This is a genomic window from Acidobacteriota bacterium, assembly GCA_022340665.1.
GTDB lineage: Bacteria > Acidobacteriota > Thermoanaerobaculia > Thermoanaerobaculales > Sulfomarinibacteraceae > Sulfomarinibacter.
This window is the reverse complement of the sequence record JAJDNM010000049.1, coordinates 1-25,095: the sequence shown is the minus strand read 5'-3', so window position 1 is coordinate 25,095 and position 25,095 is coordinate 1. Positions and strand designations below refer to the sequence as shown.

General features: G+C 61.7%; 26 protein-coding genes, 1 tRNA gene and 1 other RNA gene. 22 read left to right on the top strand and 6 right to left on the bottom strand.

Annotation, left to right across the window (positions count from 1 at the left end; genetic code table 11):
* Positions 1–44 precede the first annotated feature (44 nt).
* Positions 45–998, top strand: coding sequence for a transporter (locus LJE93_06885; GenBank protein MCG6948623.1), 954 nt, complete (start codon positions 45–47; stop codon positions 996–998).
* Between the two features lie 92 nt (positions 999–1,090).
* On the opposite strand, the gene LJE93_06880 is transcribed toward LJE93_06885, so the two are convergent.
* The 3 genes from LJE93_06880 to ssrA all read right to left on the bottom strand — a co-directional run bounded on the left by LJE93_06880 (position 1,091) and on the right by ssrA (position 3,736).
* Positions 1,091–1,657 (bottom strand): GerMN domain-containing protein, encoded by a 567-nt coding sequence (locus LJE93_06880; GenBank protein ID MCG6948622.1) that lies wholly within the window; start codon positions 1,655–1,657, stop codon positions 1,091–1,093.
* Positions 1,657–3,084: an N-acetylmuramoyl-L-alanine amidase gene (locus tag LJE93_06875; GenBank protein ID MCG6948621.1), complete on the bottom strand. Its 1,428-nt coding sequence runs from the start codon at positions 3,082–3,084 to the stop codon at positions 1,657–1,659. The genes LJE93_06880 and LJE93_06875 overlap by 1 nt, the downstream gene beginning before the upstream one ends.
* Before the next feature lie 303 nt (positions 3,085–3,387).
* Positions 3,388–3,736: a transfer-messenger RNA gene (gene ssrA / locus LJE93_06870) on the bottom strand.
* A gap of 242 nt (positions 3,737–3,978) precedes the next feature.
* Between ssrA and LJE93_06865 the strand changes: the two genes are divergently transcribed.
* From LJE93_06865 to LJE93_06775, 19 genes are all read left to right on the top strand, one after another.
* The gene (locus LJE93_06865; protein ID MCG6948620.1) at positions 3,979–5,541 is read left to right on the top strand and encodes a YifB family Mg chelatase-like AAA ATPase; all 1,563 of its coding nucleotides are present in this window, start codon (positions 3,979–3,981) and stop codon (positions 5,539–5,541) included.
* Between the two features lie 256 nt (positions 5,542–5,797).
* Positions 5,798–6,244 (top strand): IS200/IS605 family transposase, encoded by a 447-nt coding sequence (gene tnpA / locus LJE93_06860; GenBank protein MCG6948619.1) that lies wholly within the window; start codon positions 5,798–5,800, stop codon positions 6,242–6,244.
* 281 nt (positions 6,245–6,525) lie between these two features.
* On the top strand, positions 6,526–6,882 hold the full coding sequence (gene ndhC, locus LJE93_06855; GenBank protein ID MCG6948618.1) for an NADH-quinone oxidoreductase subunit A: 357 nt from the start codon (positions 6,526–6,528) through the stop codon (positions 6,880–6,882).
* A complete protein-coding gene (locus LJE93_06850; protein MCG6948617.1) occupies positions 6,873–7,361 on the top strand; it encodes an NADH-quinone oxidoreductase subunit B in 489 nt (162 codons plus the stop codon). The genes ndhC and LJE93_06850 overlap by 10 nt, the downstream gene beginning before the upstream one ends.
* Before the next feature lie 8 nt (positions 7,362–7,369).
* Positions 7,370–8,158: an NADH-quinone oxidoreductase subunit C gene (locus LJE93_06845; GenBank protein MCG6948616.1), complete on the top strand. Its 789-nt coding sequence runs from the start codon at positions 7,370–7,372 to the stop codon at positions 8,156–8,158.
* The gene (locus LJE93_06840) at positions 8,155–9,279 is read left to right on the top strand and encodes an NADH-quinone oxidoreductase subunit D (protein ID MCG6948615.1); all 1,125 of its coding nucleotides are present in this window, start codon (positions 8,155–8,157) and stop codon (positions 9,277–9,279) included. Before LJE93_06845 ends, LJE93_06840 begins: the two co-directional genes overlap by 4 nt.
* 130 nt (positions 9,280–9,409) lie before the next feature.
* The gene (gene nuoH, locus LJE93_06835) at positions 9,410–10,459 is read left to right on the top strand and encodes an NADH-quinone oxidoreductase subunit NuoH (protein ID MCG6948614.1); all 1,050 of its coding nucleotides are present in this window, start codon (positions 9,410–9,412) and stop codon (positions 10,457–10,459) included.
* 4 nt (positions 10,460–10,463) lie between these two features.
* Positions 10,464–11,033 (top strand): NADH-quinone oxidoreductase subunit I, encoded by a 570-nt coding sequence (locus LJE93_06830; protein ID MCG6948613.1) that lies wholly within the window; start codon positions 10,464–10,466, stop codon positions 11,031–11,033.
* Positions 11,033–11,605 carry an NADH-quinone oxidoreductase subunit J gene (locus tag LJE93_06825; GenBank protein ID MCG6948612.1) on the top strand — a complete coding sequence of 191 codons (573 nt, stop codon included), beginning with the start codon at positions 11,033–11,035 and terminating at the stop codon, positions 11,603–11,605. The genes LJE93_06830 and LJE93_06825 overlap by 1 nt, the downstream gene beginning before the upstream one ends.
* Positions 11,602–11,904, top strand: coding sequence for an NADH-quinone oxidoreductase subunit NuoK (gene nuoK / locus LJE93_06820; protein ID MCG6948611.1), 303 nt, complete (start codon positions 11,602–11,604; stop codon positions 11,902–11,904). The genes LJE93_06825 and nuoK overlap by 4 nt, the downstream gene beginning before the upstream one ends.
* Before the next feature lie 3 nt (positions 11,905–11,907).
* Positions 11,908–14,019, top strand: coding sequence for an NADH-quinone oxidoreductase subunit L (nuoL, locus tag LJE93_06815; protein MCG6948610.1), 2,112 nt, complete (start codon positions 11,908–11,910; stop codon positions 14,017–14,019).
* 6 nt (positions 14,020–14,025) lie between these two features.
* Positions 14,026–15,645 (top strand): NADH-quinone oxidoreductase subunit M, encoded by a 1,620-nt coding sequence (locus LJE93_06810; GenBank protein ID MCG6948609.1) that lies wholly within the window; start codon positions 14,026–14,028, stop codon positions 15,643–15,645.
* A gap of 3 nt (positions 15,646–15,648) precedes the next feature.
* Complete coding sequence (locus LJE93_06805; GenBank protein ID MCG6948608.1) at positions 15,649–17,112, top strand: NADH-quinone oxidoreductase subunit N; 1,464 nt, start codon at positions 15,649–15,651, stop codon at positions 17,110–17,112.
* Positions 17,113–17,140: 28 nt separating this feature from the next.
* On the top strand, positions 17,141–17,431 hold the full coding sequence (locus LJE93_06800; protein MCG6948607.1) for an AtpZ/AtpI family protein: 291 nt from the start codon (positions 17,141–17,143) through the stop codon (positions 17,429–17,431).
* Positions 17,412–17,804 carry an ATP synthase subunit I gene (locus LJE93_06795; protein MCG6948606.1) on the top strand — a complete coding sequence of 131 codons (393 nt, stop codon included), beginning with the start codon at positions 17,412–17,414 and terminating at the stop codon, positions 17,802–17,804. The genes LJE93_06800 and LJE93_06795 overlap by 20 nt, the downstream gene beginning before the upstream one ends.
* A gap of 1 nt (position 17,805) precedes the next feature.
* Entirely contained in the window at positions 17,806–18,555 is a 750-nt protein-coding gene (atpB, locus tag LJE93_06790; GenBank protein MCG6948605.1) for a F0F1 ATP synthase subunit A, read from the top strand.
* Positions 18,556–18,587: 32 nt separating this feature from the next.
* On the top strand, positions 18,588–18,902 hold the full coding sequence (locus tag LJE93_06785; protein MCG6948604.1) for an ATP synthase F0 subunit C: 315 nt from the start codon (positions 18,588–18,590) through the stop codon (positions 18,900–18,902).
* Positions 18,903–19,077: 175 nt separating this feature from the next.
* Positions 19,078–19,719, top strand: coding sequence for a sigma-70 family RNA polymerase sigma factor (locus tag LJE93_06780; protein ID MCG6948603.1), 642 nt, complete (start codon positions 19,078–19,080; stop codon positions 19,717–19,719).
* Positions 19,720–20,066: 347 nt separating this feature from the next.
* On the top strand, positions 20,067–21,083 hold the full coding sequence (locus tag LJE93_06775) for a medium chain dehydrogenase/reductase family protein (protein MCG6948602.1): 1,017 nt from the start codon (positions 20,067–20,069) through the stop codon (positions 21,081–21,083).
* Positions 21,084–21,373: 290 nt separating this feature from the next.
* Here the strand turns inward: LJE93_06775 and LJE93_06770 are convergent, their stop codons facing one another.
* The 3 genes from LJE93_06770 to LJE93_06760 all read right to left on the bottom strand — a co-directional run bounded on the left by LJE93_06770 (position 21,374) and on the right by LJE93_06760 (position 23,256).
* On the bottom strand, positions 21,374–21,598 hold the full coding sequence (locus LJE93_06770) for a hypothetical protein (GenBank protein MCG6948601.1): 225 nt from the start codon (positions 21,596–21,598) through the stop codon (positions 21,374–21,376).
* Complete coding sequence (locus LJE93_06765; GenBank protein MCG6948600.1) at positions 21,595–22,452, bottom strand: VOC family protein; 858 nt, start codon at positions 22,450–22,452, stop codon at positions 21,595–21,597. The genes LJE93_06770 and LJE93_06765 overlap by 4 nt, the downstream gene beginning before the upstream one ends.
* Before the next feature lie 87 nt (positions 22,453–22,539).
* Entirely contained in the window at positions 22,540–23,256 is a 717-nt protein-coding gene (locus tag LJE93_06760) for a DUF502 domain-containing protein (GenBank protein ID MCG6948599.1), read from the bottom strand.
* An 88-nt stretch (positions 23,257–23,344) separates the two neighbouring features.
* On the opposite strand from LJE93_06760, the gene LJE93_06755 reads away from it, so the two are divergent.
* Entirely contained in the window at positions 23,345–24,673 is a 1,329-nt protein-coding gene (locus LJE93_06755; protein MCG6948598.1) for an adenylosuccinate synthase, read from the top strand.
* A gap of 57 nt (positions 24,674–24,730) precedes the next feature.
* Positions 24,731–24,806: transfer RNA gene (locus LJE93_06750), tRNA-Lys, on the top strand.
* Positions 24,807–25,095: the final 289 nt, after the last annotated feature.

The window sequence follows — 25,095 nt, the reverse complement described above, 5'->3', positions numbered from 1 at the left end:
GGGGCGAACGAGTTCCAGAGGTTCCTGAGGTATCCTTCCGGATGATGTCGCCGGGATTGGAGAATCGGAAACGGGTGCCGTTCTCGAACGGAGCGGTCGCCATTTCGATGTGCCTGTCGGCTCTCTTGGCACATGTCGTCGTGGCGCAGGAGCTGGTGCCGGCGGCCTACACGCCGGCGCCCTATGGCGTCAACCTGGTGAACCTTACGGCGGCATACAACGACGGTGATCTCGCGTTCGACCCATCGGGGCCGATCGACGACGCCAGTGGCCAGATTACCTTTTCGAGTCTGGGCTTTGCCCGCACGTTCGACTTCGCCGGTCGATCGGCAAATATCGGGATCTATGTGCCCTACGTGGTCGGCCACCTCGAAGGTCTGTACCTCGGCGAACAGGCGTATGCGGACCGTTCCGGACTCGGCGACATGGGTGTTCGAGTAGGCGTCAATCTTTACGGCGCGCCCGCCATGAGCCTAATGGAGTTCCGGAGCTACCGACCCGGAACTCTGATCGGCGCCAGTTTGCTGGTCAAGGCGCCGACCGGACAATACGATCCATTGAAGTTGATCAATATCGGCACAAACCGATGGTCGTTCAAGCCGGAGATCGGATTTGTCCGGGTGATGGATCGGTGGGCGATCGACGGTTACGTTGGTGGTTGGTTCTACACCGACAACACGGACTTCTTCGGAGGCCTCACCCGTGAGCAGGATCCGATCCTCTCGACCCAGTGTCACGCGCGCTATCTGATCAAGCCCGGGTTGTGGGTGGCGGTGGATGGCAATTTCTGGTGGGGTGGTCAGACCACCGTCAATGGTGTCGAGAGCGATGACCTCCAGCGAAACTCTCGCGTCGGTGCGACTGTGGCAATCCAAATCCGTCGCAATCATTCACTGCGAATCGCGGCCAGCACCGGGGCGTTCACCCGCATCGGGGGTGACTTCAATTCCATTGGCGTGGCATATGGGTACAGTTGGGCAGAGTCGAAATCGGACTGAGGAATGTGGAATTTCGGAAGCTCCACCCGGTCGGATGTGGCCGCCGAGTCGATGGCAGCTATTCGGTTCTTCATTCGAGACGACGGAGTAGCTCAGGACGAGGCGATGAATCGCTTGTTGAGCACCAACGGCCGGGAAAGATCGAGGTGTCCGGTCAACGAATCGACCTCGTGGCCGCCGAAGAGAATCTGCACCGACGACACCTCCGGGCAGTTGAGAATGATCGAGTTGACGATTCCGTAGGCGAGCATGAGCTCGATGCGCGAACCCTCGAGTTCGTTCGGCGGGGCCGTGATGTCGACGAAAGCGCGGCCGCTGTTGTCGACGAATACAGCGTCGAGTGACGCTTCGTATGGGACCGGCGGGGCCAGGTTCGAGGTAGATTCGGGGCCAGCCAGCAGCTCCGTCATCACGACGCGGATCCGCTCGTACACTTCCTCGGGTAGGGGCACCGATCGAAGCTCGGGATGAAGCAATCCGTCGGAACCGGCGAAGAGGAGAACGACCCGCTGCTCGGGTGCCGGCGTCGGCGTAGGCAACGCCCCAGCCTGGAAGTCTTCCTCGCTGACCGGGTGTGGCTCACTCCCGCTCAGCAGCCAGACGAGCAGCGCGATTGAAGCTACTGCGGCGACCGCAATCAGGGCGACACGCCAGTTCATCAGCGCCTCAGGAAGTCCTCGATACCGATGGCGATGGCCTCGGCGAGCTGTTGCTGGTATTCGGGACTGGTCAACCGCTCTGCTTCGGTGCGGTTCGAGAGGAAGCCGATCTCGACCAGAACCGCCGGCATGGTGGCGCCCTTGAGGACAACGAACGGCGCCTGTTTGACTCCCCGATCGCGGGTGCCAAGGCGGGCGTTGAGTCGGCCCTGTATGGCCAACGCCAGCTCGGCACTCTCATTGAGGACCTCGGCCTGCGCGAGATCCCAGAGAATGAGATCGAGAGACGTGAGATCTTCAGGCAAAGATCCGGCCCGGTTTTCCAGGTCGGCGGTTGCTGCCGCCGCCTCGTCGCTGGCTCCGTCGAGGCTCATGAAATAGGTCTCGGCACCGGTGGCGGAGGTAAAGGTGGACGCGTTGGCATGCAGGGAGATGAAGGCCGGCGCCTCGAGGCGGTTGGCGAACGCCGTGCGGTCAGTCAGGACGCGACTCTGATCGCCGTCACGTGTGAGCCTCACGGAATGGCCACGATTTTCGAGAATTCTAGCCAGTTGACGCCCAATCGCAAGGGTGACGTCTTTTTCCAGCAACCCCTCTGGTGATTGGGCGCCGACGTCGTCACCGCCGTGGCCGGGGTCGATCACCACCGGTCTGGGCCCGGTGGGTCGGACGACTGGAGCCCTTGCCTGCGCAGGGACCGGAGTCGGTCGCGCGGCACCGATCTCGAAGGTGATCCTGGGGGGGTTCTCGAGTGGATGCCACGAGGTCAATCCGGCACCACTCGCGAGCCTGATGAAAATGTCCTGGTCGCTGCTGGTCAGTGAGGTCACCCTTTGCGAGCTGAACCGAAACGAGGAGTCGAGCTGCGGGGAACCGTCTTCGAACCGAACCGTAATGACGCCGGGGGGCATTTCCTCGACATCGACTTCCGCCGGCCGGTTGAGAGTCAGGACGAGAGTTGTGGTGGCCTCGAAATCGGCGGCAACCGGACGAACGCCGATCGGTTCGGCAAAGCGCGCCCCTGGCACGATCCGGTAACCGCGGGGAATTGGCTCGAGATGAAATCCAAGTGGACTGAGCAGCCATCGCTCCAGATAGCTCAGAGAAGCTGCTACGCCTCTTGGTGAAGCTACGGGGGCTTCGCGCGCTTCGCGAAGTTCGCCGTCGACGAGCAGAACCTTGTGGTCAACCGCGAACTGGATGACGTGGTCGTCACGGAGGACGCCGTAGGTGCCCGCGGCCGGCGAGAACCCCGGCTCCGCTCCGATGAGCTCGAGGACCGGCAGAACCTCCACTTTTGGACCGAACTTCGGAACGACGATGGCCCGATCTTCGAAGTGAAACTCGAAGGTCTGGTTGTACTCCTGTGCCGCGAGGAGACCCGTTCCGAGAACCAGCGCAATGAGAATGATCTGAATTCTTCGCATCAAATACCCAGGGATTCCGTTTTGGGGAGCGAGCCCCAACGAATTCATGATTTCTTGTGAACACTATCGAACGGCCAGCCGTTTACCGGGCGGCCATCTTGGCGATTCCATTGTACGCCACAAATTCTGCTCTCGATCCATCGACTCTTGATCGGCATTTGTTGGAGGCAGTGGCGTAGACTTATTGGCTTGCACTGGGCGGCGTTTTCGACCAAAGTGTGGCGTGAGGGCAGAGGTTCGGTTTCGCCCTACGGGCTACGCCGGGACAGGCTTCGTTTCCGACCAAGGGTCGAAAACGAAGCCTGGTGGAGGCGGTGGGAATCGAACCCACGTCCGAGGAACTTCGATCGCCGGTTTCTCCGTGTGCAGCCGGCTATTTCATCTCGTCCCACGGTCAGTTAGCTGGCAACCTTCCGCGAGACCAGCCCGAAAAATCTCGATCGCCGCCGTCGGGCGCGACGGCAATCCAGCCCGTCTGGCATCGTCCACCCCAGACCGACGGGCCGAGCCTCGGGGTGGACGTGGCTACTTACGCAGCCAGAGCGTAGCTATTGTCGGCAGTTGTAGTTGCCTCCACCCGATTTACGAGCGGGTGGCCCTCGACACGCTGCCGACGACCGAAATAGTTCCCCGTCGAACCCAGTACGCCCCCAAGCTCGACAGTCCAGGTCATTCTAACAGGCCGACCGCCTGTTGACCTACCTTTTATTACGTTTGCAGGGGCCCGGGGATTCCCGGCGGCTCGAAAGTCATCAGTTTCCAGTGAACAGTGATCAGGGTCGGGGACTGATCAATGATGACTATTTGCTGATTACCCGACGCTGAATGGCTTGACGCACGGCGGCGGTGGTGTCATTCTCGAATCGATCCACGCTGACAACTGAGGAGAGAATTATGCTTGCGAAGGCGTATTCTGCCACGCCGCGAGGCGTGGATGCGTTGTTCGTGACCGTCGAGGTGGATCGAATTCGCGCGCATCAGCCGTCGGTGACGGTGGTTGGTCTGCCCGACACCGCGGTGCGCGAGGCGCGAGAGAGGATTTTCGCGGCAATCCGACATCTCGGCCGGCGTACGGAACCTGCCAATGTAGTGATCAACCTGGCGCCCGCCGACCAACGCAAGGAGGGTGCGGCACTCGACCTGGCGATGGCGATGGCCCTCCTCGCAACCACCGGAGACGTACCTCCGGAGGCACTGACCGGCCGTCTGCTGCTCGGCGAACTGTCCCTCGAGGGAAAAATGCAGCCGGTGCGAGGGGTTCTGCCCATCGTTCTGGCGGCTCGAGATCACGGGATCGAAGAAGTCGTCGTGCCGGCGGCGAACCACTCGGAAGGCGAGGTGGTCGCGGGGGTTCGCGTGGTGGGTGCGGGGAGCCTCGGTGAGGTTGTTCGATACGTCAGGGACGGAACTCCGCTGCCACCCCGGCTGTCCCCCGAAAGCGAACGGAGGGACCCAATCGCGTTTTTCGACCTCGTCGATGTCATTGGCCAGGAACAGGCGAGAAGAGCGCTCGAAGTTGCCGCGGCGGGAGGCCACCACCTCCTCTTCATAGGCCCGCCGGGAGCGGGGAAGTCGATGCTCGCGCGGAGGCTGCCGGGGATCCTGCCGCCGATGATCACCGAGGAAGCGATCGAGACGACCTGCGTCTTTTCGGTGTCGACGAGAGTGCCCCGGCCGATGGGCCTCCTGGCGAGAAGGCCCTTCCGAGCACCGCATCACACCACGTCGGCGGCGGCACTGATAGGAGGTGGCGCCAGCCCTCAACCGGGCGAGGCTTCGCTCGCACACAATGGCGTGCTCTTCCTCGACGAGCTGACCGAATTCCGGCGGGATGTGCTCGAGGCCTTGAGGCAACCTCTGGAGGATCGTCAGGTGACGGTGGCACGAGCGCAGGCGACGTTGGTCTTTCCGGCCAGCTTTCAAATGGTTGCGGCCGCCAATCCGTGCCCGTGTGGTTATCTGGGTGATGATCGACGGGAGTGCCGCTGCACGCCGGTCGCGGTGGAGAGATACAGGGCGAGGATCTCCGGGCCGCTGCTCGACCGCCTCGACCTGCAGGTGACGGTCCCGGCGGTGCCGTGGCGGGAGCTTTCAGCCGACCGACGGGGAGAAACTTCCGAGGTCGTTGCGAAAAGGGTTGCCGCAGCCAGGCGCCGACAGGCGCATCGGTTTGCCGACGCCGGCCCGCACTGCAACGGCGAGATGGGTCCGGATGCCATTCGCCGCTGGGCCAAACCGGATGCTGATGGAAGGCGATTGCTCGAACATGCAAGCCGAGGGCTGGGGTTGTCGGCGCGTGCATACCACCGGATTCTGAGGGTCGCCCGCACCATCGCCGACCTCGCGGGGGAGGTGCAGATTTCGTCGACCCATCTCGCCGAAGCGATCGCCTACCGTTGCCTCGACCGAGATCCAGGCGCCAGACTTTCGACCTCCGTCAATTGGAAGGATTCGTGAAAGCTGCGGTGCGAAGCAGGGGTGTGACGAAGCTTCGCAGCTCTCCGACTCAAACCCTTCTGTTTCGGGGGATGACTCCCCGGGCCATGAGTGTTTAACCGCTTTTCGGATCGGAGCGCCGAAGGCGCGACAGATGGTGAGCCCCGGGGCGTGAGCCTCGGGGAAAAGGGGTCAACATCACAAGCGAGGCCCCAAAGGGGGCGATAGATGTGTGACGGCGGGGCCGTCGGACTCCGCGCACAATACGGAGGATCAAATGTCAGATGCGTTCAGCAACCTGTCGGTACACTTGGTTTTTTCGACCAAGGAACGAATTCCACTGATGACTCAGGTCGTCCGCAATCAGCTGTTTCCGTATGTCGGAGGTATTGTCAAAGGGTTGGGCGGCACAATCATCGCCGTGGGTGGAATGCCAGATCACGTTCATGTCTTGGCGAGAGTGCCCCCCAAATTGTGTGTTGCGGATTTGGTGCGGACTATCAAGGCGAATTCGTCGAAAATGATGAACGAAAAGGCTACGGCCATGAAATTTGGATGGCAGAGGGGATACGGGGCCTTCTCAGTCAGCCAATCGGCCGTGTCGTCGGTGGCTCAATATGTACGGAACCAGGAGCGACACCATCGGAGACGATCGTTTGAAGAAGAACTGAAGATCCTGCTTACCAAACATGGAATGGACGTCAAAGAACGCTACCTCGGTTGATTTGAATCTGTCGCCGCTCCGCGGCTTATCGATGTTTTATTCACCTTTTCCCTGGGGCTCACGCCCCAGGCTTCGCATGTGTCGCGCCTTCGGCGCTCGGCCAGATGAGCCCCCGAAGGGGGCGTCATACGGTTAGCCTGGGGCGTCAGCCCCAGGGAACGTGACGCCAACCGCGATTCAAGCCCCCGGAGGGGGCGACAGATGGTGAGCCCCAGGCTTGTGAAATTATTGACAAGCGGTGATCGGCCGTTAGAATGATCGCGCCCGACTGGAGGAGGGGTATGGACCACTACGTCCCGATCCTGATCTTCACCCTGGTCGCGATCTCCGTGCCGATCATCATCCTGCTGGTGGCAAAGGTGGTGCGGTTCGGTTCCTACGATCCGGTGAAGGCCGAGCCGTACGAGTGTGGCGTGAAAGCGACCTCTTTCGCGCTCGACAAGAGATTCTCCATCCGTTACTACGTGATCGCGGTGCTCTTCGTGATTTTCGACGTGGAGACGATCTTCCTTTTCCCGTGGGCCGTGATCTTCGACAAGCTCGCGCTCTTCGGTTTCATCGAGATGATGGTTTTCCTGGCCATTCTCCTCGTCGGCTATGTCTACGCGTGGCGAAGGGGGGCTCTCGAATGGGCCTGATCGAAGACCGATTCGACAAGAACATCATCACCACGACCTATGACGCCGTCTTCAACTGGGCGCGCCGTTCGTCTCTGTGGCCGTTGCAGTTCGGCCTCGCGTGCTGCGCCATCGAGATGATGGCGGTGCTCGACCCGCGCTACGACATGGCGCGCTTCGGTGCCGAGGTCTTCCGCGGATCGCCGCGCCAGGCGGACATGATGATCGTCGCCGGCACGGTAACCGAGAAGATGGCGCCGATGGTCAAGCGCCTGTATCACCAGATGGCCGAGCCCAAGTGGGTTCTCGCGATGGGCTCCTGCGCGACCTGCGGCGGGCCGTACAAGACGTACGCGGTGACCCAGGGCGTCGACCGCATCGTTCCGGTCGACGTTTTCGTTCCCGGGTGTCCGCCGCGGCCGGAGGCACTCCTCTACGGTCTCATGCAGCTGCAGCGCAAGATCGACCGCGAGACCATCGCCCGCACACGGGCCTCCTGAGGTGGATGATGAGTGACGACAAGCCCACCACGCCACCCGAAGAAAAACCGCCCGCCGAGGAAAAGGCCCCTGAGACTCCCGCCGCCGACGCGCCGGAGAAACCGGTGAAGGAGAAGAAGCCTCTCTCCGATGAAGAGAAGGCCGCCAAGATCGCCGAGGCCAAGGCCAAGGCGGCTGCCAAGAAGAAGGAGGCCGAAGAGGCGGAACCCAAGGATCCTTGGGAGGAGAAGCCGGTGCCGCCGGCACACGAGGATGCGTCCGACGATCCGGATGCGGTTGCGCTTGGTGGGGAGATGCCGGGCGTGGTCCTGGCGGCTGATCGGTATGCCGGCGAGGTGACCATGTCGGTGCCGGCGGATCGCATCGTCGAGATCTGCAGCTTTTTCAAGCGCGAGCGCGGCTACAGGTTCCTCGTCGATCTCACTGCGGTCGACTGGCCGGAGCGCGAGGAGGGGCGATTCGACGTCATCTACTGGATGCACCGGTTCGACGATTCGAAGCGACTGCGGCTGCAGACGATCGTTGCCGACGAAGCGCCGGTGGCCAGCGTGACCGAAGTCTGGAAGACCGCCAACTGGATGGAACGCGAGGTATATGACCTGTTCGGGATCGTCTTCGAAGGGCACCCAGGGCTCGAGCGAATCCTGACCTGGGAGGGCTTCAACGGCCATCCATTACGCAAGGACTTCCCGGTCGAGGGCATCGATACCGGTGCCGCGATCTACCCCGATGTCTACCCGCCCGGCGGCGGCCCGCAGGCCGAAGAATCGGAGGACGGGGAAGGAGGTGCGGCATGAACGCCGCCGATAAGCCGCTCTTCGATGTCGAGGAAATGGAGATCAACTTCGGTCCGCAACACCCGGCGACCCACGGCGTGCTCCGTGTCAAGCTGAAGCTCGACGGCGAAAAGATCATGGAGGCCAAGCCGGTCATCGGCTACCTCCACCGCGGCACCGAGAAGCTCTTCGAGACAATGGACTTTCCGCAGTGCATTCCGCACACCGACCGGATGGATTACGTGGCGGCGGCGACCAACAACCAGGGTTTCTGCGTCGCCATGGAGAAGCTGCTCGGGATCACGATCTCGCCCCGTGCCGCGTACATCCGGATGATTCTCGCCGAGCTGCAGCGGTTGGCGTCGCACCTGGTGTGGCTCGCGACCCACGCGATCGATATCGGCGCGATCACACCGTTCTTTTATACGTTCCGCGAGCGTGATGCGATCCTCGACCTCTTCGAGGAGTACTGCGGCGCCCGCCTGACGCTCAACTGCATGAAGATCGGCGGTGTGCCTTTCGAGCTGCCGGACGGCTGGGTCGACCGGTGTTCGGAGCTGGTCGACGGCTTCAACGCCCACATCGACGAGTACGAGAACCTGCTGACCGAAAACCGTATCTGGAAGAAACGCACCATCGATATTGGCGTCGTCACCGCCGAGGAAGCGATCGAGTGGGGCCTCACCGGACCGCCGTTGCGCGGGTCCGGCGTGAAGTGGGATATCCGGAAGATCTTCCCCTACGACCGCTATGACGAGATCGATTTCGAGATCCCGATCGGCAACAAGGGTGACACCTACGACCGGTACCTCGTGCGAATGGAGGAGATGCGGCAGTCGGTGCGGATCATTCGCCAGTGCCTCGATCGGCTGCCGGACGGACCGCACATGGCGAGAGTGCCCAAGATCCTGCGGGTCAAGGAGGCGGGGATGGTCTACGGCGCGGTCGAAGCACCGAAGGGCGAGCTCGGTTACTTCATCGTCGCCGGCGAAAAGGGCACCGCTCCCTACCGGTGTCATGTCCGGCCGCCGTCGTTCATCAACCTTCAGGCCTTGCCAATGATGGTCGAAGGCCACCTGGTCGCCGACCTGGTGGCCGTCATTGGAACACTCGACATCGTGCTCGGGGAGATCGACAGATGAGAGCCAGAATGAGGATTGAGGAGTTAGGAATGAGGAATGACGTCACCGGTACCAGTCTCGCCTCCAAGCCCCAATTCCTAATTCCTACTTCCTACTTCCTAATTTATTCGTCTATTGCGGGGAGTTCGGTATGAATGAGTTCTTGACCTCCCCTCTCATGACCTACGTCGGTCTGCCCCTGATCAAAGGCGTCGTAATCCTCGCCGTGCTGCTGCTTGTGATGGCCTATCTGACATTCGCCGAGCGCAAGATCCTCGCCTACATGCAGGTCCGTATCGGTCCCAACCGGGTCGGCCCCCGGGGCTGGCTGCAGCCGATCGCCGACGGGCTCAAGCTGCTGGTCAAGGAGGACCTGGTGCCGGGCCGCGCCGAGCGCTTCGTCTTCATGCTCGCACCAGCGCTGATATTTGCGCCCGCGATCCTGGTCTGGGCGGTGATCCCCTGGGGCGAAACCTTCACGGTTTCCGGGGTCGAGATCACACCTTTCCTGGCCGACATCAACATCGCGATTCTCTTCGTGCTCGCGGTGTCCTCGGTCGGCATCTACGGCATCATCCTTGGTGGCTGGGCGTCCAACAACAAGTTCTCATTGATGGGCGGACTCCGATCTGCCGCACAGTTGGTCTCCTACGAGGTGCCGCTCGGTTTCGCGGTGGTGTCGGTGCTGCTGATGGCCAGCACCCTGTCGCTGGTCGGGATTGTCGAGGCGCAGCGCGATGCCGGACTCTGGTTCTTCATTCCCGGCATCCTCGGGTTTGGCATCTACTTCATCTGCGGTGTGGCCGAGAACAACCGCAACCCCTTCGACCTGCCCGAGGCCGAGGCGGAGCTGGTGGCCGGCTTCCATACCGAGTACTCCGGAATGAAGTTCGCGATGTTCTATCTCGCCGAGTACATCAACATGATGGTGGTGTCGTCGCTGGCGGTGATCCTCTTCTTCGGAGGCTGGCTGCGGCCCTTCCCGAACGTCGAGTTCCTCGCCTTCCTCGACGTGATCCCGCCGGTCCTCTGGTTCGCCGGCAAGGTGCTGGCCTTCATCTTCGTCTACATCTGGTTCCGCGGCACCTTCCCGCGATACCGCTTCGACCAGCTGATGCAGGTCGGTTGGAAGTGGCTGCTGCCGTTGTCCCTGGCCAACATCGCCGTGATCGCGCTCGGTGTTCTGCTCCTGAAGGGTTGAGTTCATGACTTTTGGTGATTTCGTGCAAAAGCTGATTCCGACCGACCTCTTCGGCGGGATGGGGGTGACCGGCGGCTATCTCTTCCGGAAGAAAGAGACCATCCAGTATCCGGAAAAGAAGATGGAGCCGAAGGACCGCTTTCGCGGCATGTTCGGCTATGACATGGAGCGCTGCATCGATTGCCACCTCTGTGCCAAGGCCTGCCCGATTGACATCATCTTCATCACCGACCACACCGAGGTCGAGATGGTCGGCGAAAAGAAGAAAAAGAAAAAGATCATCGACCGGTACGACATCGACGTCAAGAGGTGCATGTTCTGCGGCCTCTGTGAAGAGGCGTGCCCGACGGAGCCCAAGGCGATCTGGCTGACCACGAAGAGTTACGAGGGCACCGTCTACGAGCGCAACGAACGCCTCTACTACACCAAAGAGCGACTCGCCAACTGGGACGGACTGAAGGCCTTCCCGGGAGTCGTGCTGCCGATCGATGGCCAGGACCCGTCGTCGCCGATGAAGGCCCTGACGAAGGCCTCGGCGGACGACGACGGGACGACCGGCGAAGGAGCGGCCTGATGGATTATCTGGTAGCGAACTTCGGCGCCATCCTGTTCTACGTGATTGCGGTCATCACGGTGGCTGCGGCAATCGGCGTCGTCATTCTCCGCAACCCGGTGCACTCCGCCGTGTCCCTGCTCCTCACCTTCTTCATGGTGGCCGTGCTCTTCATCATGAGCCGCGCCGAGTTCCTGGCCGCGGTGCAGGTGCTGGTATACGCCGGCGGCATCATGGTCCTGTATCTCTTCGTCATCATGCTGGTGAGGCTGACCGATCTCGGTCCGGGAACGGTATTCCTCTCGGGGGCCGCGCCGCTGGCGATTCTCGGCGGCGTCGTTCTGGGATGTCTCATCGCGGTCGGCATTCTCCTTGGGTCGATGGCCGCAGGCGACGGTGGTGCTGCCGCGATGACGGCCATCGAGGGTCAGGAGGTCGGCAACACGGAGGCCGTCGGATGGATCCTCTTCACGAAGTACCTCGTGCCCTTCGAGGTGGTGTCGGTGGTGCTGCTGGTGGCGATGATCGGCGCCATCGTCTTCGGTCGGCGTGATGTAGCACTGATCAGTAAGGGAGAGGAGGTGGAGCCGTGATTTCCGCGACCCACTACGTCGCCCTCTCGCTCATCCTGATGTGCATCGGCATCGTCGGTGTCATGGTGCGGCGTAACTTCATCACCGTATTGATGTCCCTCGAGCTGATGTTCAACGCGGTCAACCTCAACCTGATCGCTTTTTCATTCCGGCTCGGTGATCTCGGCGGCCAGGTGCTGGCGATCTTCGTGATCACAGTAGCGGCGGCCGAAGCCGCCATCGGGCTCGGCCTGATCATCGCCCTGGTTCGATTGAAGGACACGGTGGCACTCGAGAAGGCCGACGAGATGGGGGGCTAGGGGATGAAGCTCTACGACTTGATCTGGCTGATTCCGATTCTCCCCCTGTTTGGAGCCATCTTCAACGGGCTCGTCTCCAATCGAATGGGCCTGGGCAAATCGGTCACCCATACCGTTGCCCTGCTAGGTTCGGGATCCGCCTGGCTGCTGGGCTGGGGAGCCATCATCCAGTGGATCCTCGACCTCGGCATTCACCACACCCATATCGTCAGTCTCTACAGCTGGATTCAGGGCGGCAGCCTGCGCATCCTCGACGGAAGCGTGGCCGATATCGACATCGCCGCCTCGTTTCAGCTTGACTCGGTGTCGGCCCTGATGGTGTTCTTCGTCAGCTTCGTCGGATTCCTGATCCACATCTACTCGATCGGGTACATGCACGACGAGTCCGATCGGGCCTACTCGCGCTACTTCGCCTATCTCAACCTCTTCATGTTCTCGATGCTGGCGCTGGTGCTCGGCTCGAACCTGGTCGTGATGTTCGTCGGTTGGGAGGGGGTCGGTCTCTGCTCCTACCTGCTGATCGGATTCTACTTCGAGAAGGACTGGTGCGCAGCAGCTGGCAAGAAGGCATTCATCGTCAACCGTATCGGTGACTGGGGCTTCCTGCTCGCCATCTTCGCCACCTTCATGTTCTTCGGGACCTTCGAGTTCACCGAGGTGTTCCCGACGGCTGCGGCACACCCAGAGCACTTCGCGACCGCAGCAACCGTGATCGGCCTGCTCCTCTTCGTCGGCGCGATCGGCAAATCGGCGCAGATACCACTTTACGTCTGGTTGCCTGACGCGATGGCCGGGCCGACCCCGGTCTCGGCCCTGATCCACGCCGCGACGATGGTTACCGCGGGCGTCTACATGGTTGTTCGCTGCAACGTCATCTACCGCATCAGTCCGACCGCGATGCTGGTGGTTGCGATAGTTGGTGGCGTGACCGCGATCTTCGCCGCGACCATCGGCCTGGTTCAGAACGACATCAAGAAGGTGCTGGCCTACTCGACCGTTTCCCAGCTCGGCTACATGTTCCTCGGCGCCGGCGTCGGCGCTTTCGTGGCGGCGATCTTCCACGTCCTGACACACGCCTACTTCAAGGCCTGCCTCTTCCTCGGCTCGGGGTCGGTGATCCACGCCTGTGGTGGTGAACAGGACATCCGAAAAATGGGCGGCCTCAAGAAATACATGCCGACCACCTATTGGACCTTTCTGGCCGCGACCCTGGCGATCGCCGGCATTCCGATCTTCGCCGGCTTCTTCTCGAAGGACGAGATTCTCTTCAAGGCCTTCGAAGCCGGGGCCTCCGATCTCAACCATTTCGGATCGATGTACTACTTCCTGTGGATCCTCGGCATGATCGGCGCGGTGCTGACCGCCTTCTACATGTTCCGGCTTGTGTTCGTGACATTCCACGGGGAGTTCCGGGGCGGCGAGGAGGCGGAGCACCACCTCCACGAATCGCCGTGGACCATGACCATGCCGCTGGTGGTGCTCGGCGTGCTGTCGATATTCGGCGGTCTGGTCGGAATCCCCGGGGCGCTCTTTCACCACCCCGAATGGAATCTCGTCGAGCGTTTTCTGGAGCCGATGCTGCTGCCGATCGGGCACGCCGCGGAGGGCGGCCACGAAGTCAGCCATCACGCGGTCAGCCTGGGGGTGGAATGGGCGCTGGTGGTGCTCTCGGTGGGAGTGGCCTGCTTCGGGATCTGGCTCGCCTACCGCTTCTATATGGGTGCCGAGGCGGGCGCGAGGGCGAAACGCCTGGCCGAGCGCTTCCCGTTCGCGTACAAGCTGCTGCTCAACAAATATTGGATGGACGAGATCTACGACGCAACCGTCGTGGACGGTACGGTCAAGGGTTCCGAGCTCCTGTGGGAGTTCGACGCGCGTGTGGTCGATGGAGCGGTCAACGGCACCGCACTCACGACCGTCGGTTCGTCCTTCCTGTCGGGGATCTTCGATCTCCGGGTGGTGGACGGAGCGGTCAATCTGGTGGCGAAGATCTACGATGTGGCGAGCCGTTGGTTCCGCAAGCTCCAGGTCGGTTTCGCTCAGGGTTACGCGATGGTGATGGTCTTCGGTGCGGCCATCCTGCTTGCGGTCTTTTACCTCTTCAAATTGAATTAGGGGACGATGATGGACTTTCAATACGGCTGGCTTCTCAACCTGATTTGCTACCTGCCGCTGGCGGGCGCGCTGCTGATGATGGCGTTCGTCAACAAGGAGAACTCGAGCGCGATCAAGACCTGGGCGACGCTCGTGGCGGGCGTCGACTTCGTGATCTCGATCCCGCTGTGGTTTCTCTACAGACCTGACGGCGCGGAGTTCCAGTTCGCGACCCGGTTGGAGTGGATCCCGTCGGTCGGCGTCCAGTATCTCTTCGGTGTGGACGGCTTCGCGGTCCTTTTGATACTGCTCACCACCCTGCTCGGTTTCATCGCGGTCTACTGCTCGTACACCGCCATCACTGAGCGCGAGAAGGAGTACTACATCTTTCTTCTCCTGCTCCAGACGGGCATGCTCGGTGTCTTCTGCTCGCTCGATTTCATCCTCTTCTACGTCTTCTGGGAGGTCATGCTCGTCCCCATGTACTTCCTGATCGGCGTCTGGGGTGGACCGCGCAGGCTGTACGCGGCGATCAAGTTCTTCCTCTACACCCTGGTCGGTTCGGTGCTGATGCTGGTCGGCATCCTGACCCTGTATTTCTATAACTCGAGCGGTCTGGCGGCGATCGGCCTCGACGGCCTCGGCAATGCGGCGACCTTCTCGATCCCGCATCTCTACACCATCGCGCCGATGATCCCGACCGGAGTCCAGTTCTGGGTCTTCCTCGCGTTCTTCGTCGGTTTCGCCATCAAGGTGCCGATGTTCCCGTTCCACACCTGGTTGCCGGACGCGCACGTGGAGGCGCCGACCGCCGGTTCGGTCATCCTGGCAGCCGTTCTCCTGAAGATGGGGACCTACGGTTTCGTTCGCTTCTCCTTGCCACTGCTGCCTGACGCCACGGTAAAGGCGGTTGGTTGGATCGGCGTGCTGTCGATCATCGCCATCGTCTACGGCGCGCTCGTGGCGATGGCCCAGAAGGACATGAAGAAGCTGGTAGCCTACTCCTCGGTCAGCCACATGGGCTTCGTGATGCTGGGCATGTTTGCCCTCAACGAGCCCGGCCTGCGCGGCTCGATCCTGCAAATGCTGAACCACGGCGTGTCGACTGGCGCGCTCTTCCTTCTCGTCGGCATCGTGTACGAACGGCGCCACAACAGGATGATCGCCGAGTACGGTGGTCTGGCGAAGGTCATGCCGTTATATGCGACCTTCTTCCTCATCATTACGCTGTCGTCCATCGGACTGCCCACCCTGAACGGCTTCATCGGCGAGTTCACCATCCTGATCGGAGCCTACAACCACTCCTGGGTGTGGGCTCTCTTCGCCGCTTCGGGCATCGTCCTCGGTGCGGCCTACATGCTGTGGCTCTATCAGAGGGTCTTCTTCGGCGAGCTGTCGAACGAGAAGAACAAGGACCTTTCCGACCTCAACCGCCGCGAGCAGTGGACCCTTATCCCACTGATCGTCATCGCCTTCTGGATCGGCCTCTATCCCAAACCGTTCTTCGATCGAATGGCGCCGACGGTCGATCGAGTGCTCGAGCGCGTCGAGGCGGCGTTGCCGGAGGAGATGGGCACGGCCGGCGACCACGTGGCAGCTCTGGCACACGATCTGACTGACGAAGCGGCAGAGGAGCACGGGGAGTAGCCGATGACCCTCGAGCAGTTCGTTCCGTTTCTGCCCGAGATCTTCCTTGCGACGGCCGGGTTTGTCGTCCTCCTGCTCGGCATCCCGCTCGGGAGGGGAGGGGTCCGTCCGCTCTCGCTGGTCGGTGTCGGCTCGCTTGCGGTGACTGGCGTTCTGGTGTGGCTGGTGGGGCGGCCGGTCGAGGGTCCGGTGGCCATCCTCGGCGACATGCTGGTGATCGACCAATTCGCGGTCTTCTTCAAGCTGCTGGTGCTGGTGGCCGGGATCATGGCGATATTCATGGCTGCAGGATTCCTCGAGCGTTTCGGCTACGGCGGAGGCGAGTTCGTATCGCTCATTCTCTTTGCCACCGTCGGCATGTTCGTGATGTCGTCCGGCGCCAGTCTCGCCAGTCTCTATGTCGGGCTCGAACTGATGGCGCTTTCGGTCTACGTCCTGGTCGGCTACTTCAAGCTGGAGATCAAGTCGAACGAAGGAGCGGTCAAGTACTTCGTGCTGGGCGCGGCATCCTCGGCGATCCTGCTCTACGGTATCTCCCTGGTCTACGGGTCCCTCGGCACCCTCGACCTGCAGACCATCCGCCAGTCTCTGGTCGCGGTGCCGAACTCGAACCCGATGCTGGTGCTCGGCATGGTTCTGGTGAGCTTCGGCATGCTCTTCAAGGTGGCGGCGGTGCCCTTCCACGTGTGGACGCCTGATGCCTACGAGGGAGCGCCGACACCGGTGACGGCCTTCATCTCGGTGGCACCGAAAGCGGCGGCCTTCGCCATGTTCATGCGCCTTTTCTTCGACGCATTCGGGCCGGGTGTCGAGCATTGGCGGGTGGTCCTGTGGCTGGCTTCTGCGGCAACCATGATCTACGGAAACATCGCCGCCCTGACCCAGGACAACGTCAAGCGGATGCTGGCCTATTCGTCGATCGCCCATGCCGGATACGCACTGATGGGGTTTGTCGCTCTCACCGAGACCGGTGCCTGGGCGATCTTGATGTACATGCTGGTCTACACCTTCATGAACCTCGGGGCTTTCGGGTTCGTGATCCTGCTCGAGTCGAAAGGCTATGCGGGTGAGGTGATCGGCGATTACGCCGGTCTTGCCAAACGTCACCCGGGTGCCGCTCTCGGCATGCTGATCTTCATGCTGGCGCTCGCCGGCATTCCGCCGACAGCGGGTTTCATGGGCAAGCTGTACCTCTTTGCGGCGGCGGTCGAGGGCGGTTACGTCCTGCTGACCCTCATCGCGGTGATCATGTCGGCGGTCAGCCTCTACTATTACTTCCGAATCGTCGTGCAGATGTACCTGCGAGATGGTGACGGGGAGGGTGAGGATCCGGCCGAGTTCCTGCGCGATCGTTGGACGGAGTTGGTGATCGTGGCCTGCGTCATCGTCACCCTGGCGATCGGTGTCTACCCGATGCCGGTTGTCGGCTGGGCTCGGAATGCCGTGAGTGCACTCGGCGTGATGTGACAACTCGAGCGGAGAGGGGGCGAAACCCGTGGTACGAGGCAAGAAAAAGCTCCGCAGGGCGCGCGTCTGGCTCGATGTATCGATCGTCGGCATACAGTTTCCGGTAGCCATCGCCCTCGGCTATTTCTTCGGACGCTGGCTCGACAAACACCTCGACATCTATCCCTGGCTGACGATCATTTTCACACTTTTCGGTATTGCAGCCGGTTTTGTCAACCTGTTTCGCATCACCGCTCAGGCTGGACGCTCCGAGAAGCAGATCGAGGCGCTCGAGGCGGCCGAAGAAGCGGCAAGTTCCGATGACGACGGAACATCCTGAGAGCGGAGAGTTTTCGACTCAAAGAGTCGTTCGGATCACCGCCATCCTGGTGGTTTTCGGCGCTGTGATCGAACTTGTGCTTTTTCGCACATGGATGGGCGCTTTTTGCTTGACCGCGGCGGGGGTGGTGGCTATCATCAATTTTCGTTGGCTGGAGGTGATCGTGCACCGGGTGGTTCAGCCTGGAAAACCTCGGCTCGATCGATGGACGGTTCTGAGGTTTCTCGGTCGCTTGATCCTCCTCGCCATCATTTTCGCGGCATTCCTGATGATTCCGCGAATTGATGCGGTAGCAGTGGCTTTCGGGTTCTCGACCCTGGTCCTGGCGATCATCATCGAGGGCCTCCGCCACATGCGGCTCGGAGGAGGATGAATTGGAGCACCCAGTCTCGTTTCTCTACCACCCCATCAACAATCTGCTGATCGCGCTGTTCGGAGAGTCGAGTCAACGATACCAGGAGCTGATGGGACTGCACGAGGCCGGATACTGGCTGCCCGATCACGTCGTCATGGCGATGCTGGTCGTGGTCCTGGTTGGATTGATCTTCATCCCGACCAGCCGGCGCCTCTCGATCGAAAACCCCGGCAAGGTGCAGCAGATCTCCGAGCTGCTCATCACCGGGCTCGAAGACCTGATCGAGGACGTCGTCGGCCATGGTTTCGGCAAGCGCTTCCTGCCGTTCATCATGGGATTGGCCGTCTTCATCTTCGTCGGTAATATCTTCGGCCTGTTCTATTTCGTTCAACCGCCGACGGCCAACCCGAACACCACCTTCGCCCTGTCGATCACGGCGTTTCTCTTCTACAACATCGTCGGAATCAAGGACAACGGGCTTTTCAAGTACCTCGCGCACTTTGCCGGCCCGCTGCCATTACTGGCGCCACTGATGGTCCCGATCGAGATCATCTCCCACCTTGCGCGCATTCTCTCGCTGGCGCTGCGGCTCTTCGGCAACATCTTCGGTGAGCACACAGCTACCGGCATTTTCTTCGTCATGTTCCCCTTCGTGGTTCCCTGGCCGATGATGGGTCTGGGCATCTTTGGTGCATTCCTCCAGGCCTTCATCTTCATCATGCTCACGATGGCGTACCTGCAGGGCGCGGTCGGGGCAGAAGAACATTAATACCGTGAAAAATCCCTTGAGGAGGTAGATTCATGAATCGACGGCTTGCAGTTCTGGCGATAGTTTTCGTTGCCCTTGCGGTGGCCTCCCCGGCGCTGGCCCAGGAGCACGGCGAGGCAGCTGGCGCAAAGAACATCATGCAGTATCTCGGTGCGGCTTTCGCTATCGGCTTGGCCGCAGCGTTCGGCTCGCTCGGTCAGGGCAGGGGACTCGCCGCCTCGGTCGAGGCCATCGGCCGCAATCCGGGAGCGGTGGGACCGATCCGGATCACCATGATCATCGGCCTGGCGCTCATCGAGTCGCTGGTCATCTACGCGCTGATCATCGCGTTCCTGATCCTCGCCTGATCGGCGAAAAGTGAAGCGAGAAGGGGCCTTCGGGCCCCTTTTTTGTTTTCTTCGATTGTGTCTCGATTTCGGTATCTGTTTTCATTATTGAAACAAATATGACTTTTGCATCGTATCCTCTTATGGGGTTGACACGAATGTTTCAATACTGTAGCATTCGCATCTGGAGGTCACCGTGACACAAACGGCCGAACCAAGGAAGTGGGACTTCTCCACCGGACAGCTGCCGTATCGTGATCAGCTCTTCAAGAGCGCACTGCGGATGACTCGTTCGGTGGAGGACGCCGAAGACCTGATTCAGGAGACCTATCTCAAGGCGTACAAGTACTACGCCAGGTTCTCCGAGGGCACGAACTTCAAGGCGTGGCTCTTCAAGATCATGAAGAACACGTTCATCAACTCGTATCGCAAGAAAAAGCTGCAACCGCCGAAGGTGGACTTCGACGAGGTCCAGGAGGGACTCGAGGAGACCCTGATGGATCAGGCGCAGAATTCGCTCGTCGATCCCGAGAGCTGGCTGATGTCGGTCGAGATGGACCACGAGGTGCGCGAATCGCTTCTGAGCCTGCCGCACGACTACAAGATGGTGGTATTGCTTGCCGACCTCCAGGGTTTTGCCTACAAGGAGATCGCGGATATTCTCGCTGTGCCGGTGGGCACCGTGATGTCTCGCCTCTACCGTGGCCGTCGCATGCTCGAAAAGGCGCTTCTGAGCTACGGGACGCGTTACAACTACGTCAGTGCGCCGCCCGACAAGCTGCGCGACAACAAGATCGACATCACCGAGTTCTTCAACCCAGAGGCTGCGGCCAACTGAATCGACGCCGCATCCCCCCTTCCCCGCCGGAAAGGATCCTCCTTCCCCTTTCCGGCGCTTTTTTTTGGAGCCCTGGCCCTCGATATTCGACAGTCGACTGCTGCAGCGCGCGGTGCGCCATGCGCTGCGGCGACCGCTTGCGCTCGCTCACTCAACGTATCCCAAGTACGCCTCCCTCGTTCGTGCTGCGCGTTCACCACCTCGCACGACACCTCGCACGCTTCGCCGAGCCGACTGTCGAATATCGAGGGCCAGGATCTCCAATTGGGAATCAGGACCTGGATGTCTGGTTGGGCTGTGCGAAGATCTGTCCATCAGTTGATAATCATAGAGAAAGGCCATGAGTGATGAGACAGGTGTGGATACCACGAATTGGAGAACCAGAGGTCCTCGAAGTGCGAGAAGCTCCCGACCCGGAACCCAAGGCTGGCGAGGTGAGGATCCGGGTCGAGGCTTCGGGGATCAACTTCGCGGACATTCTCGCCCGCATGGGCCTCTATCCGGACGCGCCGAAACTGCCCGCGGTGATTGGCTACGAGGTCGCGGGAGTTGTGGATGGAGTGGGTGACGGCGTAGAGGCGTTTCGCGATGGCGACCGCGTGGTGTGCATGACCCGTTTCGGAGGGTACTCGGATGTTGTCTGCGCACCGCAGTCGGCGGTGCGCGAAGTTCCGGACGCGCTCGACTTCGAAGCTGCCGCATCGATCCCGGTCAACTACCTGACCGCCTGGTTGATGCTTGTCGAGCTCGGCGGTGTGCGGGCCGGCGACCGGGTGCTGGTGCACGCCTGCGCGGGAGGCGTCGGCCTGTCCGCGGTGCAGATCTGCCGCCACTTCGGGGCCGAAGTGATCGGCACGGCTTCGGCCGGCAAGCACGAGCGTCTTCGCGAGATGGGTGTCTCGGCCTGCATCGACTACCGCACCCAGGATTTCCTCGAGGAGGTCCGGCGGCTGACCGATGGACGCGGCGTCGATATCGCGCTCGACGCAGTCGGCGGCGAGTCCTTCAAGAAGAGCTACAAGAGCCTCGCCGATCTCGGCCGACTCTTCATCTTCGGCGCCTCGAGCCTCGCGCCCGGAAAGAAACGCTCCTGGATCTCGGCCCTCACCGGCCTCTCGAAGATGGGCTCATTCAAACCCCTGCAGCTGATGAGCCACAACAAGGGAGTCTTCGGTGTGAACCTCGGCCACCTCTGGCACCGGAGAGACGAACTCGCGGTGATGCTCGGAGAGATCCTCGATCTCTTCGCCGACGGTACCTTCAAACCGGTGGTCGACCGCGGCTTCCCGTTCGATGATGCCGCCGCAGCCCACCGCTACATCCAGGACCGCAAGAACTTCGGCAAGGTGATCCTCACTCCGTGAGGGCTTGGGGCTTGGGACCTGAGGCTTGAGGACTGGTCATGATGTCAAGCCATTTCTCATCTCGACTGGTGGGCTGCCCAGGAATCACCGAGAGGTCTTTGCCAAGTGATTCCAGCCTTTCCGGGAGGTGAATCCTTTCGAGTCCGTGAAATTCCTGAACGAAACCCGCCCGACAATCCGGAAACACAGGATTCCCTTGGTGTTTTTGCCGCCTTGATTGTGAAACGCGTGGTTGCTGGGCGCCAATGGAAGCCAGCCCCAAGCCCTGAGCCTCAAGCCCCGAGCCCCTCTCAGTACGGCGTCGGTCGCATCGGCGGCGGACCGATCACGACCGGCGGGCGGTAGCCCGGATAGTAGCCACCCCATCCGTAACCCCAGCCGGGGCCATAGCCGCCGTAACCCACACCCACATGGACGGACGTCGTTCCCGAGTAGCCGTCAGAGCTGCAGGAGACCGAAATCAGAGCCAGGCCCAACACGATCACCAGAGCGAATATCCGGGCTGAATTCTTCATTTCGCCTCCTCGTGGCTGCCGATTTGATAGATGAAAAGAACCGCCCCCGAAGGATCGCCGATGAGTGCGACCGAGCCCTCTGCCGGGTGCTCGGTTTCGCCGAAGATCACCCGACCACCGAGCTCCTTGACCCTGTTCAGGGAAGCGCCGAGGTCGGAAACGGCCACGTACGGCGCCCAGCCGGGCTCCACGTTTTCGAGCTCCTCCGGAATCTCGACAATGCCGCAACGCGGTTCCCCTGCGGACGTCAGCACGTGGTAGGCCTCGCCTGCACGGTCGACAGTGTCGTGGCCAACACCAAGGACATCCGCGTAGAAATCGGCCGCATCCGGAATATCGTCGGTCCAGAGCTCCGCCCACACCCACGAACCATGCCCCTCGGTCCGTGCAAGCGGCTTGATGCCGGGTTCGACGAGTAATACAGGGGCCTCCTGCCGGTCGGCCACCACGGCGAAGCGCCCGTAATCACTGACGCGCTCCACCTCCTCGTGGATCGTTGCTTTTGCCTTTCTCGCGGCGTTCAACGCCTGGTCCACATCCTCGACCATCAGGCCCACCAACCAGAACGACTCCTCGATTTCCCTCCGAGCGTTCTGCAGTGGGCTTATTCCGCCGATCATCCGTCCCCTGTGTCGGACGACGAAGCCACCATCTTTCGACCGCTCCATATCCCATCCGAAAATCGCCGAATAGAACTCGCTCGCGGCGGTTGCGTCATCGGTGATCAACACGGCGCCGAGGAAGGTCCCGGGGGCCTGCTGGGCCACAGCCGGCGAGGCGAACACCAGCGCCGCACAGAGAGCCCCGAGGACAGCGCAGCCGGCGTGGCGTTGTTTGTTGGCCTTGAGTGTCATGCCATCTTCCTTTCGTATTCAAAGAAGCCCATAGCGGATTGAACCGAAGGGTGGAGTCTACCAATTCCCGGTCATCGCTCGAAAGTCTCAGGCATCACCAGTTCCGATCCAGGGCTTCACCTGGTCGGCCGCGAGCAATCGCGTTGGAGTCAGCAGCCCGCCCGAGATCACCAGCTTGACCCCCTCCTCGACACTCATGTCGAGGGCGGTGAGGTCCGTTTGTTTGACCGTTACCAGGTAACCGGACGTCGGGTTCGGAGTCGTCGGCACGAAGACCAGCGCGGTCGGTTCGTCGCCGAACGCGGTCGGCGTCTGGAAGTCGCGGGTGACGAATCCCAGCGATCGGACGTTCTGGTTGGGAAAGGGCAGTAGGACCACCCGGCGGAACTCCGCGGTTTCATGGATCTGGATCGCCTCGGTGATCTGCCGTGCGCCCTGATAGATCGGGCTCAGCAGCGGCAGGTCGCTGATCTTCCGTTCGAAGTACGAGAGAAGGCGGCCGCCAAGCACGTTGGTCGACACCACCCCGAGCAGGAAGAGCAAAAGGAGCGAAACCACCAGGCCCACCCCGACCAGCGGTTCACCAATGAACCGTTCGGAGATCGGCCGGAACCACTTGTCCATCAGGCCGAAGATGAAACGGGCGAAGAAGATTGTCACCACCAGGGGAAACGCGACCATGAATCCGACCAGCAGCCGCGTGCGAATCCAGCGGCCGACGCTCTGCCTGTTTTCGCTGCGCCGAGCGAGGTCGCTCAGGCGCCCGAAAAAGCCACTCTCCTGGATCTTCTCGTTGTCGTCCATAAAGCGGCATTGTAACCCGGTATCTCGATCACTTATTTGAACTTGGCGGCCGTGGCATGGCGCGCTATCATGTGCGGCCGGAGGATCGATGGGCACACAATCGTTGATGGTGATTGGCGGCCAGTGGGGCGACGAGGGCAAGGGCAAGGTGGTCGATCTGCTGTCCTCCGACTTCGCGGCGGTGGTGCGTTACAACGGCGGCAACAACGCAGGCCACACGGTGCGATTCGCCGACCGGAAGTTCGCCCTTCATCTGGTGCCGTCCGGGATCATCCACAACGGAGTGACCTGCTACCTCGGGTCGGGCATGGTCGTCGACCCGAGCGGATTGGTGGCCGAGATGGATACCCTTGTCGGAGAGGGCGTCGAGATCGACGGCCGCATCAAGCTGTCGCCTAGGGCGACCCTCATTCTTCCGACCCACAAGGCCCTCGACAGCGCTCGCGAGGGAACTCTCGGTGCCGGCAAGATCGGCACCACGGGCCGGGGTATCGGACCCGCCTACCAGGACCGTGCCCAACGGCGCGGCCTTCGCGCCCACATCCTGGCTGACGGGAGTCGCCTCCGCGGGCGCGCCGTCGCCCTTATGGAGCAGCACAATCGCGAGCTCGAGATTCTTTTCGGTGCGGAGCCGGTCGATCTCGATCGAGCCGTCGCAGAGCTCGAGGCCGCGGCCCGGCGCCTCGCGCCGATGATCGACGAGGTGGGCCCCGCCCTGCGCCGCCACCAGGAAGTCGGCGAGGGTGTCCTCTTCGAGGGTGCGCAGGGGGTGATGCTCGACCTCGCGTGGGGCACATATCCCTTCGTCACCTCGTCATCGTGCCTGCCGGGCTTCGCGGCAGCATCCTGCGGTATCGCGCCCAGGCTCCTCGGCCCGGCCATCGGCGTCATGAAGGCCTACGCCACCCGCGTCGGCTCCGGTCCCTTCCCGACCGAGCTCGAGGATGCCACCGGCGAGCGCATGCGCGAGCGCGGTGTCGAGTACGGCACGACCACCGGACGACCGCGCCGCTGTGGATGGTTCGATGCCGTTGCCGCCCGCTACGCGGTCGAGGTCGCCGGCATCGATGCCGTCGCCGTCACCAAGCTCGACGTGCTCGACGGACTCGAAACGGTCAAGGTGGCGACCGGCTACCGTCTTCCGGACGGCTCCACCCTCGACACCTTCCCGGCCGACGCCGAGCTGGCCGAGGCTGTCGAGCCGATCTACGAGGAGCACCCGGGCTGGAGCACCCCGACCGAGGGCGTTATCTCCGAAGACAACCTGCCAGCCGAAGCCAGGAGCTATCTTGCCTTCCTCGAAGAAAAGATCGGTGCTCCGGCGGTCATCGTCTCCACCGGGCCGCGCCGCGAAGAGACCCTCGTGCGCGGGGAGTCGGATCTCGCGCGTCAGCTCCGGTCGATCATCAACCCCTGACTATCGCGGACGCCCTTGTCTTTCAGCGCCCGAAGGACTATTTTGTGCTTCCCGAGTGGGCCGTTAGCTCAGTTGGTAGAGCATCGGACTTTTAATCCGGTGGTCCCGGGTTCGAGTCCCGGGCGGCCCACCACTGGCTTCAACACCTCCCTCCCTCCAACGCTCTCGTGACGTGATCGCGTTGCTCGCGGCCTTCGGCCGCGGCGTCCCGTCGGAATCAGCGGATGGCTCTAGGCCGCCTCCGACCATCCGCCCCGCGGCCTGAGCCATGAGCCGCTGCCTCTCGCCGTGATCGAGTCCCGGGCGGCCCACCAGGCTTCGTTCTCGACCCTGAGTCGAGGACTACGTCCGGGCAAGCCAGTCCACCGTGTAGCCGGGGCGGTGAATTCGTTACATCGGTGTGTTCGAAACCTTCATTAGGA

Excerpts from the sequence above, each read along its gene's own strand:
- LJE93_06885 (MCG6948623.1), top strand. The coding sequence starts at position 45 with ATGTCGCCGGGATTGGAGAATCGGAAACGGGTGCCGTTCTCGAACGGA.
- LJE93_06880 (MCG6948622.1), bottom strand. The coding sequence starts at position 1,657 with ATGAACTGGCGTGTCGCCCTGATTGCGGTCGCCGCAGTAGCTTCAATC.
- LJE93_06875 (MCG6948621.1), bottom strand. The coding sequence starts at position 3,084 with ATGCGAAGAATTCAGATCATTCTCATTGCGCTGGTTCTCGGAACGGGT.
- LJE93_06865 (MCG6948620.1), top strand. The coding sequence starts at position 3,979 with ATGCTTGCGAAGGCGTATTCTGCCACGCCGCGAGGCGTGGATGCGTTG.
- tnpA (MCG6948619.1), top strand. The coding sequence starts at position 5,798 with ATGTCAGATGCGTTCAGCAACCTGTCGGTACACTTGGTTTTTTCGACC.
- ndhC (MCG6948618.1), top strand. The coding sequence starts at position 6,526 with ATGGACCACTACGTCCCGATCCTGATCTTCACCCTGGTCGCGATCTCC.
- LJE93_06850 (MCG6948617.1), top strand. The coding sequence starts at position 6,873 with ATGGGCCTGATCGAAGACCGATTCGACAAGAACATCATCACCACGACC.
- LJE93_06845 (MCG6948616.1), top strand. The coding sequence starts at position 7,370 with ATGAGTGACGACAAGCCCACCACGCCACCCGAAGAAAAACCGCCCGCC.
- LJE93_06840 (MCG6948615.1), top strand. The coding sequence starts at position 8,155 with ATGAACGCCGCCGATAAGCCGCTCTTCGATGTCGAGGAAATGGAGATC.
- nuoH (MCG6948614.1), top strand. The coding sequence starts at position 9,410 with ATGAATGAGTTCTTGACCTCCCCTCTCATGACCTACGTCGGTCTGCCC.
- LJE93_06830 (MCG6948613.1), top strand. The coding sequence starts at position 10,464 with ATGACTTTTGGTGATTTCGTGCAAAAGCTGATTCCGACCGACCTCTTC.
- LJE93_06825 (MCG6948612.1), top strand. The coding sequence starts at position 11,033 with ATGGATTATCTGGTAGCGAACTTCGGCGCCATCCTGTTCTACGTGATT.
- nuoL (MCG6948610.1), top strand. The coding sequence starts at position 11,908 with ATGAAGCTCTACGACTTGATCTGGCTGATTCCGATTCTCCCCCTGTTT.
- LJE93_06810 (MCG6948609.1), top strand. The coding sequence starts at position 14,026 with ATGATGGACTTTCAATACGGCTGGCTTCTCAACCTGATTTGCTACCTG.
- LJE93_06805 (MCG6948608.1), top strand. The coding sequence starts at position 15,649 with ATGACCCTCGAGCAGTTCGTTCCGTTTCTGCCCGAGATCTTCCTTGCG.
- LJE93_06795 (MCG6948606.1), top strand. The coding sequence starts at position 17,412 with ATGACGACGGAACATCCTGAGAGCGGAGAGTTTTCGACTCAAAGAGTC.
- LJE93_06785 (MCG6948604.1), top strand. The coding sequence starts at position 18,588 with ATGAATCGACGGCTTGCAGTTCTGGCGATAGTTTTCGTTGCCCTTGCG.
- LJE93_06775 (MCG6948602.1), top strand. The coding sequence starts at position 20,067 with ATGAGACAGGTGTGGATACCACGAATTGGAGAACCAGAGGTCCTCGAA.
- LJE93_06770 (MCG6948601.1), bottom strand. The coding sequence starts at position 21,598 with ATGAAGAATTCAGCCCGGATATTCGCTCTGGTGATCGTGTTGGGCCTG.
- LJE93_06765 (MCG6948600.1), bottom strand. The coding sequence starts at position 22,452 with ATGACACTCAAGGCCAACAAACAACGCCACGCCGGCTGCGCTGTCCTC.
- LJE93_06760 (MCG6948599.1), bottom strand. The coding sequence starts at position 23,256 with ATGGACGACAACGAGAAGATCCAGGAGAGTGGCTTTTTCGGGCGCCTG.
- LJE93_06755 (MCG6948598.1), top strand. The coding sequence starts at position 23,345 with ATGGGCACACAATCGTTGATGGTGATTGGCGGCCAGTGGGGCGACGAG.